Source organism: Leptospira meyeri (assembly GCF_004368965.1).
GTDB classification, from domain to species: Bacteria; Spirochaetota; Leptospiria; order Leptospirales; family Leptospiraceae; genus Leptospira_A; species Leptospira_A meyeri.
Genome location: NZ_SORO01000001.1, coordinates 277,043 through 292,026 on the forward strand (window position 1 = coordinate 277,043; position 14,984 = coordinate 292,026).

8 protein-coding genes are annotated in these 14,984 nt (G+C 34.8%); 5 read left to right on the forward strand and 3 right to left on the reverse strand.

Annotated features, from left to right (window positions below):
- The first annotated feature begins 27 nt into the window (after positions 1–27).
- The 3 genes from CLV96_RS01390 to CLV96_RS01400 all read left to right on the forward strand — a co-directional run bounded on the left by CLV96_RS01390 (position 28) and on the right by CLV96_RS01400 (position 4,088).
- A complete protein-coding gene (locus tag CLV96_RS01390; protein WP_004788767.1) occupies positions 28–2,043 on the forward strand; it encodes a heavy metal translocating P-type ATPase in 2,016 nt (671 codons plus the stop codon).
- 58 nt (positions 2,044–2,101) lie between these two features.
- Positions 2,102–2,713 (forward strand): methyltransferase family protein, encoded by a 612-nt coding sequence (locus CLV96_RS01395; protein ID WP_004789021.1) that lies wholly within the window; start codon positions 2,102–2,104, stop codon positions 2,711–2,713.
- Positions 2,714–3,077: 364 nt separating this feature from the next.
- The gene (locus CLV96_RS01400; protein WP_004788546.1) at positions 3,078–4,088 is read left to right on the forward strand and encodes a hypothetical protein; all 1,011 of its coding nucleotides are present in this window, start codon (positions 3,078–3,080) and stop codon (positions 4,086–4,088) included.
- Between the two features lie 218 nt (positions 4,089–4,306).
- On the opposite strand, the gene CLV96_RS01405 is transcribed toward CLV96_RS01400, so the two are convergent.
- Genes CLV96_RS01405 through CLV96_RS01415 form a run of 3 tightly spaced genes read right to left on the reverse strand, consistent with a single transcriptional unit; the run spans position 4,307 to position 7,157 of the window.
- Entirely contained in the window at positions 4,307–4,876 is a 570-nt protein-coding gene (locus tag CLV96_RS01405; protein ID WP_004788854.1) for a hypothetical protein, read from the reverse strand.
- 2 nt (positions 4,877–4,878) lie between these two features.
- Positions 4,879–6,249, reverse strand: coding sequence for a kelch repeat domain-containing protein (locus CLV96_RS01410; protein WP_004788595.1), 1,371 nt, complete (start codon positions 6,247–6,249; stop codon positions 4,879–4,881).
- Positions 6,249–7,157 (reverse strand): LA_3334 family protein, encoded by a 909-nt coding sequence (locus tag CLV96_RS01415; RefSeq protein WP_004788723.1) that lies wholly within the window; start codon positions 7,155–7,157, stop codon positions 6,249–6,251. The genes CLV96_RS01410 and CLV96_RS01415 overlap by 1 nt, the downstream gene beginning before the upstream one ends.
- 84 nt (positions 7,158–7,241) lie before the next feature.
- On the opposite strand from CLV96_RS01415, the gene CLV96_RS01420 reads away from it, so the two are divergent.
- Together CLV96_RS01420 and CLV96_RS01425 are read left to right on the forward strand one after the other, a co-directional pair.
- A complete protein-coding gene (locus CLV96_RS01420; RefSeq protein WP_166669658.1) occupies positions 7,242–14,231 on the forward strand; it encodes an RHS repeat-associated core domain-containing protein in 6,990 nt (2,329 codons plus the stop codon).
- Positions 14,228–14,806 carry a hypothetical protein gene (locus CLV96_RS01425; protein ID WP_004788903.1) on the forward strand — a complete coding sequence of 193 codons (579 nt, stop codon included), beginning with the start codon at positions 14,228–14,230 and terminating at the stop codon, positions 14,804–14,806. The genes CLV96_RS01420 and CLV96_RS01425 overlap by 4 nt, the downstream gene beginning before the upstream one ends.
- The last annotated feature ends 178 nt before the right edge of the window (positions 14,807–14,984 follow it).

Sequence of the window (14,984 nt, forward strand, 5' to 3'; positions counted from 1 at the left end):
CAGCGATTATTTGTGAGGAAATTGAACATGAAAGATAAATATATTCAGAAAGCTAAGGTTAAGTCCCTCTGTTGCACTCAGGAAGAAGATGAATACTCCAAAGTAGAGGCAAAAGGATTGAAAAATGAAATAGATAATCACGAACATGGTGAGGAAAATGAGGATGATCACAGTCATCCGATAAAATTATTTTTACCAAGCCTTATATCTCTAGTGCTTCTTCTCATTGCGATTTTTTTCGATAATGTATTAAAGCCTGAATGGTTTAATGGTTGGGTTAGGATATTTTGGTATTTACTTTCTTACAGTCCTGTTGGCTTCCCTGTATTGAAGGAAGCTGGCATTAGCATTGGAAATGGAGAGATCTTTTCTGAGTTCTTTTTGATGGGTATTGCTACTATCGGAGCATTTGCGATTGGTGAATATCCTGAAGGTGTTGCAGTAATGTTATTTTATGCCATTGGTGAGGTCTTTCAGACCATAGCGGTTAAAAGAGCTAAGTCTAGCATTAAGTCTTTGCTTGATCAAAGACCAGATGAAGTGACTGTTTTAAAAAATAATCAGCAACAAACAGTAAAGGCCGAAATCGTAAACATTGATGAGATTATACAACTTAAACCAGGAGAAAAGCTTGGTCTCGATGGAATATTAATATCTGAGATAGCATCATTTAACACAGCGGCTTTAACTGGTGAAAGTAAACCTGATACGAAAGCAAAAGGCGATACCGTATTGGCTGGTATGATTAATCTTAATACTGTTTCCCAGGTAAAAGTAACAGCAATATACGCAGATAGTAAACTAAGTAAAATCTTGGAATTAGTTCAAAACGCGACTTCTAGGAAAGCACCTACAGAATTACTTATTCGGAAATTCGCAAAGATTTATACACCTATTGTTGTTCTGTTAGCTATAGCAACATGTTTACTCCCTTATTTTTTTATATCAGACTATCAATTTAAGGATTGGTTGTATCGGTCTTTGGTTTTTCTGGTTATTTCTTGCCCTTGTGCATTAGTGATAAGCATTCCTTTGGGTTACTTCGGTGGCATTGGTGCAGCAAGTCGAAATGGAATCTTGATTAAAGGTAGTAATTTTTTAGATGCTCTTGCTAGCATTCAAAACTTGGTTATGGATAAAACTGGGACAATGACTGAAGGAGTTTTTAAAGTCCAAGAAGTTGTTTTCATTCCAGGATTTAACCAAGCTGAAATTCTAAAAATGGTAAAGGCTCTGGAAAGTCATAGTAGTCATCCAGTAGCAACTGCTATCATCGACTTTGTTGACTCAGTAAGTGATGGGATTTCTTTGCAGAATATAGAGGAAATCTCTGGATATGGATTAAAAGCTGAGGTGGATGGAAAGCAGTTATTAGTCGGGAATTTTAAGCTGATGGATAAATTTGCGATCGTTTACGACATTGATCCCAAAGCTATTGTTTATACGGTAATTGCGGTCGCTTACGATAAAAAGTTTGTCGGCTATATTACTATTGCTGATCGCATAAAAGAAGATGCTCAAATCACAATTCATAAGTTAAATTTGCTTGGTGTAAAATCTACAATGCTAAGCGGCGATAAAAGCACGATCGTCAAATTCGTTGCAGAAAAACTAGGTATAAAGAATGCTTTTGGCGATTTGCTTCCAGAAGATAAAGTCAACAAGATAAAGGAAATCAAATCGAAAGGAGAAACCGTGGCATTTGTCGGAGACGGGGTTAATGATGCACCTGTTGTAGCGTTAAGTGACGTGGGTATTGCGATGGGTGGCCTAGGAAGTGATGCCACAATTGAAACTGCCGACGTAGTAATACAAGACGACAAACCAAGTAAAATACCTATGGCAATCAATATTGGAAAGCAGACAAGACTGATTGTTTGGCAAAATATCATTCTAGCTTTTGTGGTAAAAGGTATTGTGCTGATCTTAGGTGCAGGTGGACTGGCAACAATGTGGGAAGCCGTTTTCGCAGATGTCGGGGTTGCACTTCTCGCGATTTTAAATTCAGTCAGATTACAGATGAAAAAATTCGCAATTAATTAGTGAATTGTAAGATGTCTTTTGAAGTTCTAAAGTTTCGTGTTATTGATGGGAGATTGTTATGTTAATAGAAACCGTTCTTGTTGGAATTTTGTTTTCGCTCTATATATTTTTATGGAAAACTAAAAGGGTTATTCAAAAGAAAAAAACTGGAAAAGATCCAGAAGTAATCGGTCAATCAAAATCCAATTTACAAGCCTTAATGAATATCCTTTTTAAAGCAATTACCTATTACGTAATATTAATTATTGGAATTCATACCTTAAAAATAGATTTCTTTGGGTTAAATGCCCAATTCAATCTCTTGGTTGGAATCGAATGGGATATTACTGGTTTTATCGTTGGGTTGTTTGGTCTTTGTTTTTGCTTATATGCACAAATAAAAATGAAAAATTCATGGCGAGTTGGTATAGATGAGAATTCTAAAGAGGATTTGATTACTGACGGTATCTTTCGTTTTGTAAGAAATCCTACGTATCTTGGATTATTTCTCCTAAATCTTGGTGTTTGCCTTATTTGGCCGACACACCTAGTTTTCTATTTAAATATTATTTTTGTTTTGATATTTGAAATACAGGTTCGTTGCGAGGAAGATTTTCTAGAAAATTTGTATGGAGAAGAGTATAGATTATATAAAAATAAGTCATATAGGTATATCCCTTTTATATATTAGAATATTTAATCGTCTTCCATGAATAGATAGCTAAACAAAATTTTCAATTTTTATATCTACTCGAAGAAAATATTCACTATTACTTTTTAAGTCTTCTGAACTGTATATTTTGTCGATGTGACCGTAAAAAGAGACAAGAATTTTACATAGATTATATTCCGTTCTTAGCGTCCTCATTCTGGATCGGTTATCTGATTAAGGTTTTTAAATTGTAAAAAAAGGTTTGTAAATCAGAGGCCGCAATTCTTGAACTACAATCGCCATAATATTACTATAATTGACTAGACAGATTTAACAATATGTTAGGTTATTGGCAGCGAGGAATAAACCTCCTCGCTTTTTTTATACCTAAAGAGGTTACAAAATGCCCGAAGATTCAGAAAAGAAATCTAATTTAATTGAAGACGTTATAAAATCTAGATTAAGTCATCCGTTTATTGGAACCTTTATTGCTTCGTTTACTTTTAAAAATTTTGACATATTACTAATTTTATTCACGAAACTAAATAAAAACGATATTTATTATGGTTTAGAATGCTTTAAATCTTCTTTGTGGAATGATGAATGGAGGGTTAGCTTACCTATTTTAGTTACGATTTTTGTCCCTTTTGTTATCGAACCATTAATTAATTTATTTCACCAAAAAACATTGGCAGTTGTTAGAAGATGGACTAAAAACTGGATTGAAAGAGAAGAAATTAAAGTCATTACTGATGATCACAGAAGATTGATTCAGTTGGTTGAAAATAAAGAAAATGAAATCAATCGAATTAAGGATACCTTTGCTAAAAGATGGGAGCAAATGCTTAAATATACCTTTGAAACGCATAGTGCGGGTAACGTAAACCATTCCGAAAATTTTTGCTATATCTTTAAATCTAACATTAATTTGAAAAAAGGAGATTTAGTTGGCTATTCAAAAAATGATCATAAAATTTACATATTTACAAAAGACAATGTATATGCAGGGAAAGTTTTATCTCGTTTGGATGAAGGATACTATTTAGTATTTTATGATAAAACTTTTACTAATGAATTTAAGGAAATTATTGCATCTTCACAAAAGTATAGCGTTTCTTTTTATAGTTATAAATATAAAAGATTCGTAAGTAGTCTTGAAGGTGAAGATATACCAAATATATCTGTTATTCAAGCTAATAGGGCAGGGAATGGATATAAAGTCGACCAAGTGGAGTATCTAGATGCTGACTTTAGAAATCAATACTTAAAAGAATTACCAGAATACTTTGAAGATAGTAAAGTCAAAAAGGAAATTAGTAGAAATTGGTTAATTGTAGATTTTTGGATTTATTTAAAATATCATATTTCTAAGCTAAAAAATGCAATTCGAAATAAATTGAAAATACCTGTTTAGTAATCCCTATAACCCATATCGGGAATGATTCTAGGTTCCCGCTTTTTATGATTACGTGATCGAGGGCACACCGTGAAATAATGTCTCTCTCCATCGTTTGTCAATCTATGCAGTTTTCAGTTTTGAAAGAAGATAGGCTAATCGCATAGTCTATTTCTATAGATGAACTTCAAGGAATATATTTTCGTAATTGTTTATCAATAGTCAACTTCGGTTTGTTATTTTCTTATTAGCAGCATCAGATTTATTATAACCTGAATGAGTAGTAAGGTAAAGATAGAACCTCCAATCCCATAAAAATACTTAGTTTGATCTTCTAAATCACCGATTCGAAAACTATTAATTATGAAATATGCTTCAGCATTGGTGGGTAAATAAACAATTTCCTTTTCTTTTTCAATCGGCAGTTTAAATGTTTTCTGAGTCATCGATTGTTTTGGAAGCTCTTCATCGTGGAGTAACTTTCCCGAAAGTTCAGTATACCTTTCTTTTATCAACGGATTTGTTCTCCATCGAGCATAAGCATCACTATAATAGGGAAAAGCAGATCTATATTGTTTTCTAGTATAAAGGTCTTCACCTTTAGCTATCCACAGTTCAGTTTCTAATAATTCTAGTTTAGTTTGGTCGATTTTCAAATTCTGAAACTTAGAAAGCATATCTTGAGCTTCAAAAAACTTCTTCTCTTTCAGGGAATGTCTGTATAGAAAAATATCTTCTTCAGAAATGGAGTCTGCAAGTAAAAAGGAGGTAATAAGGAGAAAGAAAACAATACCTATCTTTTTCATATTTACCTACTTAAGATAATCGCTTTATGACCGAAGCGACTTCTCGGCATATTGATTGATTCAGGAACCCACGGATTCCCGCCAGGATTTGCTAAATCAAGAGAGTATACTTGATCAACAGGTAGGTTGAATTCTGATGCACCACCGAATAGATATAGTTTCCTTTTCTCATAGGAAACTTCCATCGCAGGATAATAAAGAGCTATAGGAGTATTTGATCCTGTGACAAAAGCATTAGAGGCGGTTCCCAAATATGAATACTCAAATCGATTCGAATTTGTTACAGCAGTGACTGGTTGAGAAATATTCGTTCCAGTAGAACCTCCTGCAATGAATAATGCGGGAGTGTCAGTTGGGAATGGATCTGTGGAAATAGGTCGATAACACGCATACCCTGAGCCGTGACGAGCTAGGGAAATAGATGCTTCAATTTTACCTGATGTTGAATTGAGTGATGGAGCATAGGCATCTGTAGTTGCATAAGCAAGACCATCGGAATAGAATCTTCCACCAGTAAAAACTAAACTTCCGTTGTAAGTGCACCCAGCCATATCAATTCTTGGAAAAATGTTCGTGCTAGATAATAAACTTACCCAAGTCCCAGTATTTCCGATGTTTGGGTAAAACTTATAAATAGTATTAAAAATTGTACCAGTGGTCATATCAGTAGTAGTGGTTCCTCCTAAAATGACTATTTCTTCATCAAAGGAACCAATGACGCCTCCTTGCAGAGTAGAGGGGATATCGGACAGATTTCGATTCCAAGTATTAGTTAGTGGGTCATAAGCTTCAACTAATCGACTCATTGTATAAACTGCACCGTTTTTGACAATTCCGCCAATTACATAGATTTTGTTTTTGAACGATACTATTTGAGCATTGAGCCTTGGTGTCGGAACATTTGTAACAGCTGAGTGCCAAATATTTTCAACTGGATCAAAATAATCAATTTCACTTACTGCATTTTTATCAGAACCAATTCCTCCTACAATCCAGATACTCCGACGGAATATAACTGCATTATCCGAGAGAGTTTTAAAAGTTGATGGAATACCAATACCGATCTCTTTGGTTCCGCAGGAAGGAACATATTTGTAATCCGAATCTGTAACCAAGTTGGAGAGGACAACTGCATGAACTTCATTGTCTAAAAAGGATGTATCAACATTATTGTAATTAGGTCCTGTAGTAACTAAAAAACCAGGAACCTTGCCCGAGCATTTCCAGGTCACTACCGCTGAGTTAGTTGATAAATTGGCAACTAATTGCCATTCAACCTTAGCATTGTTAGCTTTTCCTCCCTCAGTCAGCGGATTTGAACAATTCCAAATCAAAAAGAATATAAAGAAAAATGATGATTTAATAAATTTCATTAGAAATTGATTCCTCCTGACATTTCCAGCCCCGAACCACAATGGATTTTTTCTATTTCAAAAAAGCACAAGTTCTTCCAGCCGATGCGATAGAACGAATGTCCATATTTAAGACCCTGCCAGCCTAATTCGATATATGCAGATGGATTTTGCCCTATTATAGAATTGTTCTGATCAAAGCGAAAGGAAATAGATGAGATTCCTATACCTACAATTCCATAAAAATCTAATAGAGGATTTGATTGAAAGATTTTGGATTGATGGAGGTAAACGTAGCCAGATTGAGTTGTAATTTCATTGATTGGACCAGTGGACTGTAAATACTCAAACTTAAAGCCCAATTGATACGTATTTTTAAAACGTAAAAAAGCTGGTTCGGTAAACATAGATACTCCATAAAGCGGCGGAGTTTGATTGCCTAACGGCGGGAATAGTGGCAAATATGTAATGCTCCCTCCAACTCTTGTTTGGTTATCAAGTTTATCATTTGCTAGGTAAATAATCGGAAATTCTGGACGCTCGTCGGTTTCTGACACGTCGTTCTTGATTTCATTCTTATTTATTGTCAAAAATCCCAGTTCTGACTTAATAATCACCTCATCTTTGCTTTTGTCTGCGATGGTTCCTTTGATCACACTTCCATTTTTTAACGATAAAATTGCAATTTTGTAGGAATTATTTAGCTGTCTCTTGTTAACTAAATCATAATATTCAAGATCTTTTTTAGGGACTTTATACTCAGAACCCTTAAATCTGACAACAAGCAGACGTTCATCTTCATAAACGAATTCCGTATGGAAGACTTCTCCATTTGGAAATCGTAGTTCGGCAGGATAGGTTGGGATGGCGAAAATACCTAGGAAAAAGATATTTAATATTGTTAACAGAGATAATGTGCTTCGGTTCATCAATTCTCGGAAGTATTCGTTGACATGGTCTTTGGATGCCTGTTAGATGGCAAGACTATATTCTTTATTAGTTTTGTGAGAGTTATGAGAAAAGTTATATTTAATCTAATTATTATCGTTTTATTTTCTTTTTCATTTTTGTCGTTTTTAGGAGGACAAAAATTACCCCAACAGATGCCTGAGGTTAACGTTGATGCAGGTGGGAATGCTTCATTTTCGATTCCTTTGGAGATTCCTTCGGGCACTGGTGGACTTACTCCGACTTTGAGTTTATCATATAATTCTGGCGGTGGTGATGGATTATTAGGGAAAGGTTGGTCGTTAGATGGAGCTGAATACATCAAGAGAGATAGTCTTTATGGTATTTCTTTATCAAATGCTGATCATTTTGTGTCGTCGGAATATGGACAATTAGTAGATAGTGATGGTTCTGGTCAGTTATACTATTCCAAAAATGAAAGCTTAGTTTCTTTCTATCCTCAAGGTAGCTTCGGCCTAGGTCCAAGCCAAATCATTGCATACGACAAATCAGGAAATCGCTTTACCTATGGCGGAGAAAATGCCCAAGTTCTCGCTGATAACGGTGCAGTCCGTGTTTGGGCACTTGCAGAGCAACGAGAACCGCATGGCGAAGTAATTCGTTATGAGTGGGAATTAAGAAAAGGAGAGCTTTACCTTTCTAAAATTACGTATGCTGGTGGAGTTAGATACATCAAACTTAATTATGAAGAACGTGAAGATTTTTTAAACGATTATTCAGAAAAACAGCTAGTTGTTCGTGATTGGCGGTTAAAGGAAATAAAGTTTTATTCAGATAATTCGCATGTTCATTCTTATGAATTTACTTACAGCGTTGATCCGAAAACAAAGGATTCACTTTTAGCGAAAATCGATTTTGAGAAAGACAATTTTTTCTCATTATCAACCCACCTTCCCTTAGAATTTGTTTATGCAACTAGCCATAATGGCATCGATTCAAAATTAGTTACTGGTGCTAACAACATTTCTGATGGTTATGGTGCAGACCAGGATATTGGAGATAGAATGTTTGAGCTTCTTAAGAGAGTGATTTTTGAGTATCTCTCGATGAAAGCATCTGAGCCTCCAAAGTCACAAGTTAAGCTTGCTAAAGCTTATAATAAAGTGATGCCCAGGGCAGTTCCAAGGGCTGGTGGTGGAACAGGGAATGGTTTTGATTATAATGCTTTGAATGTTGATATGCCTCAATACAATCCAGAAACAGAGTTTATTGGAAGATATCCATTGGGGAATAAAAACAGAGATTCATGTAACTGGGGACCGATTGCATGTATTTGTACTCTTTACCCAGCTTGCCCACCATATGTTAGAATGAAATGCGGAGAATTTGCCTTCTTCGGTGTTGATTCATGCAATAACGGCGTTTTATCTGCCAATAGAATTGTTCTGCCAACGGATGTAGATGGCGATGGAATTACAGAATATTCTAGATTTTTAGGAAGAGCAGACGGAGATCAAATTTACATTCGATCCAATGACTATGTAAACAACCGTGTTTTTAGTTCTCCGAATTTTCCTATTAAATATAACACTTACATAGACATAGCTGATATAGATGGCGATGGAAAAACCGATTTTATTTTTGAAAGATCAGGGATACTTCACGTTGCTTTTTCTAATGGGAGTGGATTTGAAAATCCAACTGCCTTTGTAAATGTTACGTTAACACCTTACATTCAAAACTATACTCGTACAGCTAATTTAGCACCAAGGGACTATACAGTAGATATTAATCGAGATGGAAGAACCGATTTTGTTCATTTTTGGAATGATCGAATGTCAATTTATCTCTCACAAGGCAGAAGTTTTGCTACAGAAAAGGTGATTTGGTTCGAGGGGCATCGTAGTCCTCTGCAAGAAACAATGGATTCAAATCCTTTTATCGCCCACCGTATGAATCAGTTTGCAGATATTGACGGAGATGGGATTCCAGAGCATCTCCTTGTCGTAAATGTAAATCCACCACCAGAACAATACCAATTAGCAGCACTCAAGGAAAGGCAGTTTCAGGAAGTTGGTGCAGCCGAAGCAGAAAGACTTTCCTATACTAATGAAATCTTTTCTTTTTTTGATGGGGGACAGACGGATGACGCCCGTAAGTATTTTCTAGCAGAAAGAGTATTTCCTGATGATCGCCCTTTGTATTGGGACTTAGTTAACAATCCCAACACGGCTACTGCGGCACAAAAGGATACTATAACAAAATCAGTTGATAGACAATTTTTTGAGGATCGACTCAAAGAGATTGTTGATAGACATGCGAATGAACTAGATTTTGAGATCAGTCGTATCCGAAATGCGGACTTAAGTGGGTCTGCATATCAGCTAGTAGTTACAAAAATAAATTTAAACAATAAAACACTTTCTCAAACTATCCAGGATGTCCCCCGTCATCTTGTTGGTTATATGGGAAAAAATTGGTTAGTTGATATCAATGGTGATGGACTAGCAGATTATGTTTCTTTTACAAATCGTAATAGTCATTTTAATCCATATGATTATGGAGTTGAAGATGCTTATTCTTTATATAATGAAGTTAAAGTTGCATTCAATACTGGTGGGAAATTTGATTTTGACAACTATTCGAGTAATTATATAAATACTGTGGTGAGACCAGATCGTTTCGCAGAAAAAGATGATCCGTATGCTAGTAAAGTATCAAGTTTTGATTTTGCTGATCTAAATGAAGACGGAATTTTAGATTTCGTTGTCAAAGAATTGAATACGACAAACTATCACGTATACCACGGTAAAGGAAATGGGAAGTTTGTTGGTAGATTTGACTTTAATGTTGAATCTACTGAAATCAATGGGAGTCGCTTCGAAGATCGCAACGGTGATGGAATACCTGATTTTTTCTATCAATTTGGGAAAAATAGTGCCACAAGGCAAATATCCTCCGATTCTCCATTGGTAAAAGGAGGAATGCTCACAAAGGTTATCAATAATTTAAATGGTGTTGAAACAGAAATTGCTTATGTATGGAAAAAGAATATGCCAGGAGCAGTTGTTAAGGGTAGTGGAAGCTATGCCACATCACTGCCTAACCTTTCTCCGCAAATGTTGGTTTCTGATATTCGCATTTCTTCAGGCCCAGATTTTACTGAAGAGAAAATAGTTTATTCATATTACAATGCTCGATTTAAGCCTGGAGATATTGACACAAACGAAAATTACGGATTTGAATCTATTACAAAAAGAACTTACTTAGATGGGACTCTGAAATTAAAAGAAATTATTAACTATATGCACAATCCTAATTTCCCTGGTCTAGTCGGAAGCAAGCAGATTTATACAGGGAATAATACGATTGTTTCTGAAGAGTTTATAGGTTATAGTAAATTTCAGCCTCATGGTAGTATTACAAAATTAATTAAACAATCATATCAGAATAATTTATCATACGAAAATGGACAGTTGAAAGATCAGATTTCTCGGACATTAAATTACGATTCTAGTCACGGTTATGAAATTAGTTCCAGTGAGGAAAATTTTAACGGGAAAATTACCACGGAAGAATTTTATTATACTAATAATAGCAGTTTAAAAATCCTAGCTCAACTCATCGAAATCAAGAAATCAATCAATGGGACTTTGATAGAAAATAAAAAATATTCATATTCGGGAGTAGATGTTGTTTCCGAAAGTAAATTGGTTGGTTTAGGGCAGTGGTATTCATTATATTTTTCTTATGATTCTATCGGAAATATGATGACGTCGACGGATTCATTGGGAAGAACTTTATCTTATGAATATCAAGATATTACCAGAAGCAAACCGACACTCACCAGAAATGCTTTGAATCAAACTAGTCGAAAAAATTATGATCCAAAGTTTGATGTTGAACTTAGCGTCGAAGATACCAATGGGAATATAACGAATTATGAATATGATTCATATGGAAGGAAAATTGGTGTTTTCCTAAACGGAGAAAAGCAGGAATCAATTGAATACTATTTTGATGGTTCTCGGTTCGCTACGAAAACAACTACGCAATCTGAGGACGGAAGTGTTTGGTCAAAGGAAACTTCCAATTTGAAAGGAAAAGTAATCCGAAAGGAATCTCTTGTCGCAGAAGGAATTATTTCAACTACGGAGATTAGGTTCGACTCTCTAGGAAGAGAGACACAAGAATCCAATGCATATTTGACAGGCGAGACCCCTCTCTGGACGAATAAAATATATTATAGTCAATTTGAAGATACTTTAGAACGACCCAAAGAGATTATTGCACCTACTGGTGAGATTACGAATTTTACCTATGGTTTAAGATCTAACACTATGGTTATTATTAATCAGTCTGAAATAATCAGTACAGAGATTCAATCATTGGATTTATGGGGCAGATTGATTTCGAAAACTATCCAAGGTGAATCTTTACAATATTCTTATGATAACGCAGACAGAGTTGTGAAAATAAAAGATCCAGCTAACGATATTACGAATATTGCTTATGATATTGGTGGGAGAAAAGTTCAATATTCTGATTCAAACTCTGGAACCACAAATTATACTTACAATGCTGCTGGAGATTTGCTTACTCAATCAGATTCTCGAGGGATAGTTTTTCGTTACAATGTGGATGGAATGGGACGGATCACGAAAGTCATTCCAGGGAATGAAACTCCTATTGTATATGAATATGATACAGGAAATAGCATTTCCAATTCAAATGAGATTGGAAAATTATCAAAAGTAACGGATAGCTCAGGAATTACTGAATATGCATATGACAGAAAAGGAAATGTAATTGGGGAAAAACGAATAATTGATGATTTGCAAGTTTTGTTTCAAAGAACATATGATCCTTTTGGGAGGTTGAAAACTATTACATACCCTGAAGGAACTTTGATTCGTAATCATTATACAGGTAATGGAAAGTTAGCCTTCTTAACAATGGACTCTCACGATGGGACTAGTTTGAACCATACTGTTGTTAGTTACGAGGGCCCTAAAGTAGCTGATGAAAAATATTACATAGAACGAAAAACTGGAAATGGAGTTTTGACAAGGATTGGGTATGACCCTCTTCGGTTAAGACCTCAAACATTCGTGACTTACTTGAAAGATAACTCGGTGGAGCAAAGTATCAAGTATGAATATGATAAAAAAGGAAATATTTCTTCAATCAATGATTTGTTAAATGAATCTAGAAATCAAAGGTATGAATATGATCATCTAAATCGAATAACAAAAGCAATGGGGAAATTCGGGGAAGAAAATTATAGTTACCACAGAAATGGTAATTTACTGAATAAAGGTTCCGCAACATACTCATATGAAAATGGAAATCATATCCATGCGGTTAGTAAGGTGAATAGTCCAAATATGGGTATAATAGATTATACTTATGACTCTATGGGAAATATGATTAATCGGAATGGAGACACTCTACGATATAATGCTCAGAATAAACTGAAGCAGATCGAAACAAACGGAGGAGACAGGTTTGATTATACTTACGACTACTCAGGTATGAGAATAAAAAAATATATTCAAAATTCGGACACAACAACATATAGCTTTGGCAATTTTTACGAAATCCATCGTAGTCCTGGACAGCAAGAACAGCACACTTTATATATAATGGGCATAGAGGGAGATATAGTTGCGCAATATAGTCGTGGTGATGCCATTTTAATTAATCAAATGGCATCGACTGATTGGCTGGTGAATCCTTTCTGTAAGGATGTAAATGTAGTTTGCAGTGATTATTGGAATAATCGTTTAAGATTTTCGCTATTTGCATTTCTTGAAGACACTAATCTTTATGTAGATGGAAAGTTGCAAAATGGACATCGAGCCCTTCCATGGTTTTTGCTTTTAGCGTTTTTACTTGTACTGGTATATAAAACTAAAGATCAAGTTATAGAACCCGAATATTTAAATAATACATTAGAAATAGTAAGTGTTTCGTTCTTGCCAGCTTTGAAAGGTAACTTAATAGGCAAGTTACCTCGATTTGGAACTGCGTTTTTTGTTATAATTTTTTCATTTACATCGACAGTTGGATGTTTTCCAATCTTTGGGGGAGCTGAAAGTGCGAGTGGTACACCCATATGGCTAATTGGCTTAGGCAATGGTATTCCGATAAATACTCCTTCAGTTGGCGATGACGCAAGTATAGGTGGAAATAGTGGAAGTGGCTCTTCGGGCGGGAATACAAGGGTTACAGGCATGTATTTTTTTCATCCTGATCATTTGGGTAGTATAACGATGATTACAGATGGTAATGGCAACGTACTTGTGGGCGGGGAAAGAGGGGGTAAAAGTCATATTACTTACAAACCATATGGTGAAATTCTTAGAACAGATTCCTATGGTCCAGATATTACAAAATTTAAATATACAGGACAGGAAGAGGATAGAGAAAGTGGGTTATATTACTATAAGTCTAGGTATTATGATTCTTCACTTGGAAGATTTCTAAGTAACGATAGCATTGTTTATTCTAATGCGGAACAAGGAATGAATCGAATGATGTATGTTAATGGTAATCCGATAAAAGGTAGAGATTTTACTGGAAATGGAATATCACCACCTTTAGCATATGCATTAGTTAGCTATTTTTTTGCACCTGAAGATAAAAAAGTACAAGCGTTTTTGGATGGTTGGAATGTTGGAAAAAATTTAATGAAAGAAAGAGAAAGAATTCGGCGAGCTAACTCGATTTATTTAGGTGTCGTTAAATTTGGTATGGCATTGATCGTTGTAGGCGGCATCCTAATGAACTTTCCAATAACATATAAGGCTGGTTTAATTATATTCGGAGTTGGAGTAATTTTGACAGCGGTAGCAGTCTCTTTAAATCCTAATTATCAACAAGACCAAAGAGCAGCTAATGTAAACGCTGGGTGTATACAAGCCACTCAGGTCCTTTCATATTACTTTCCGACTATGACCTATAATAATACTACATCAGTTGGCATTGAATATGATCCTATAAAGAAGATTGAGCAAGATAGGTATGAAAAATTAAAGAACTTACAAGCTTATCAATGTTCTGGATCAGGCGTCACGGAGAGTATAGATTGAAAATTGTATATTTTTTAGGTATTTTATTTATTACGGTTAATTGTGCTTCAAAAGAAAGAGAAAAGGATTTTGATACCAGGCAATTAACAAAAACATTTTTAATTGATATCAGCAAAATAAACTTGGGTTTTCCTTATGAAACGCAGGTTAATTTATACTTTGAAAATGGGAAGAGTATAACTTATATTAATAGAGAGCAATTAAAGGATAAAGTCTGTTTTCTATTTGATCAATCCTTAGTTCCCAAAAATCTAAAGTTTGCATTAATTAAGAAGAAAAGATTCAATGGGTCTTACGTTCTTGGAGATTCTAATGATAGTTTAGGATATATTAATAAAGAAGTAAAAATAGATCTTAAAAATGCTAGGGACGGATTTGTTTTTCATGCGAGTGATGTCTATAAGAAAGAAATTTCTTATGCTAGCCTCTTAACTGGATTTATCGTATCTCCAATTACTTTTCCACTCGGCTGGTATCCATTGTATAATATATATATTCAACTGAACCAAGATACTAGTTTTAAAAAAGAGATATTAAATGAATGTGACAGGGCACCCTTCTTGATTGAAGATTAGATCGAATCGGGAGTATGGAGTTAGGCTCGGTCTTTGAAAGTTTTCAAATTAAAAGTTCGATTTTCGATTTCTAGGTCGCGAAGAGGAGTTTTTAATTATTTTTGATATATTGCGTATTCTTTTATTAATGATCTGTTTTCGATTTTAAAATGAAACCCATTCAAAAAAAAGCATATTT

What these genes read in the sequence shown, in the direction of transcription:
- CLV96_RS01395 (WP_004789021.1), top strand. Translation starts at nt 2,102, where the DNA reads ATGTTAATAGAAACCGTTCTTGTTGGAATTTTGTTTTCGCTCTATATA.
- CLV96_RS01390 (WP_004788767.1), top strand. Translation starts at nt 28, where the DNA reads ATGAAAGATAAATATATTCAGAAAGCTAAGGTTAAGTCCCTCTGTTGC.
- CLV96_RS01420 (WP_166669658.1), top strand. Translation starts at nt 7,242, where the DNA reads ATGAGAAAAGTTATATTTAATCTAATTATTATCGTTTTATTTTCTTTT.
- CLV96_RS01415 (WP_004788723.1), bottom strand. Translation starts at nt 7,157, where the DNA reads ATGAACCGAAGCACATTATCTCTGTTAACAATATTAAATATCTTTTTC.
- CLV96_RS01400 (WP_004788546.1), top strand. Translation starts at nt 3,078, where the DNA reads ATGCCCGAAGATTCAGAAAAGAAATCTAATTTAATTGAAGACGTTATA.
- CLV96_RS01410 (WP_004788595.1), bottom strand. Translation starts at nt 6,249, where the DNA reads ATGAAATTTATTAAATCATCATTTTTCTTTATATTCTTTTTGATTTGG.
- CLV96_RS01405 (WP_004788854.1), bottom strand. Translation starts at nt 4,876, where the DNA reads ATGAAAAAGATAGGTATTGTTTTCTTTCTCCTTATTACCTCCTTTTTA.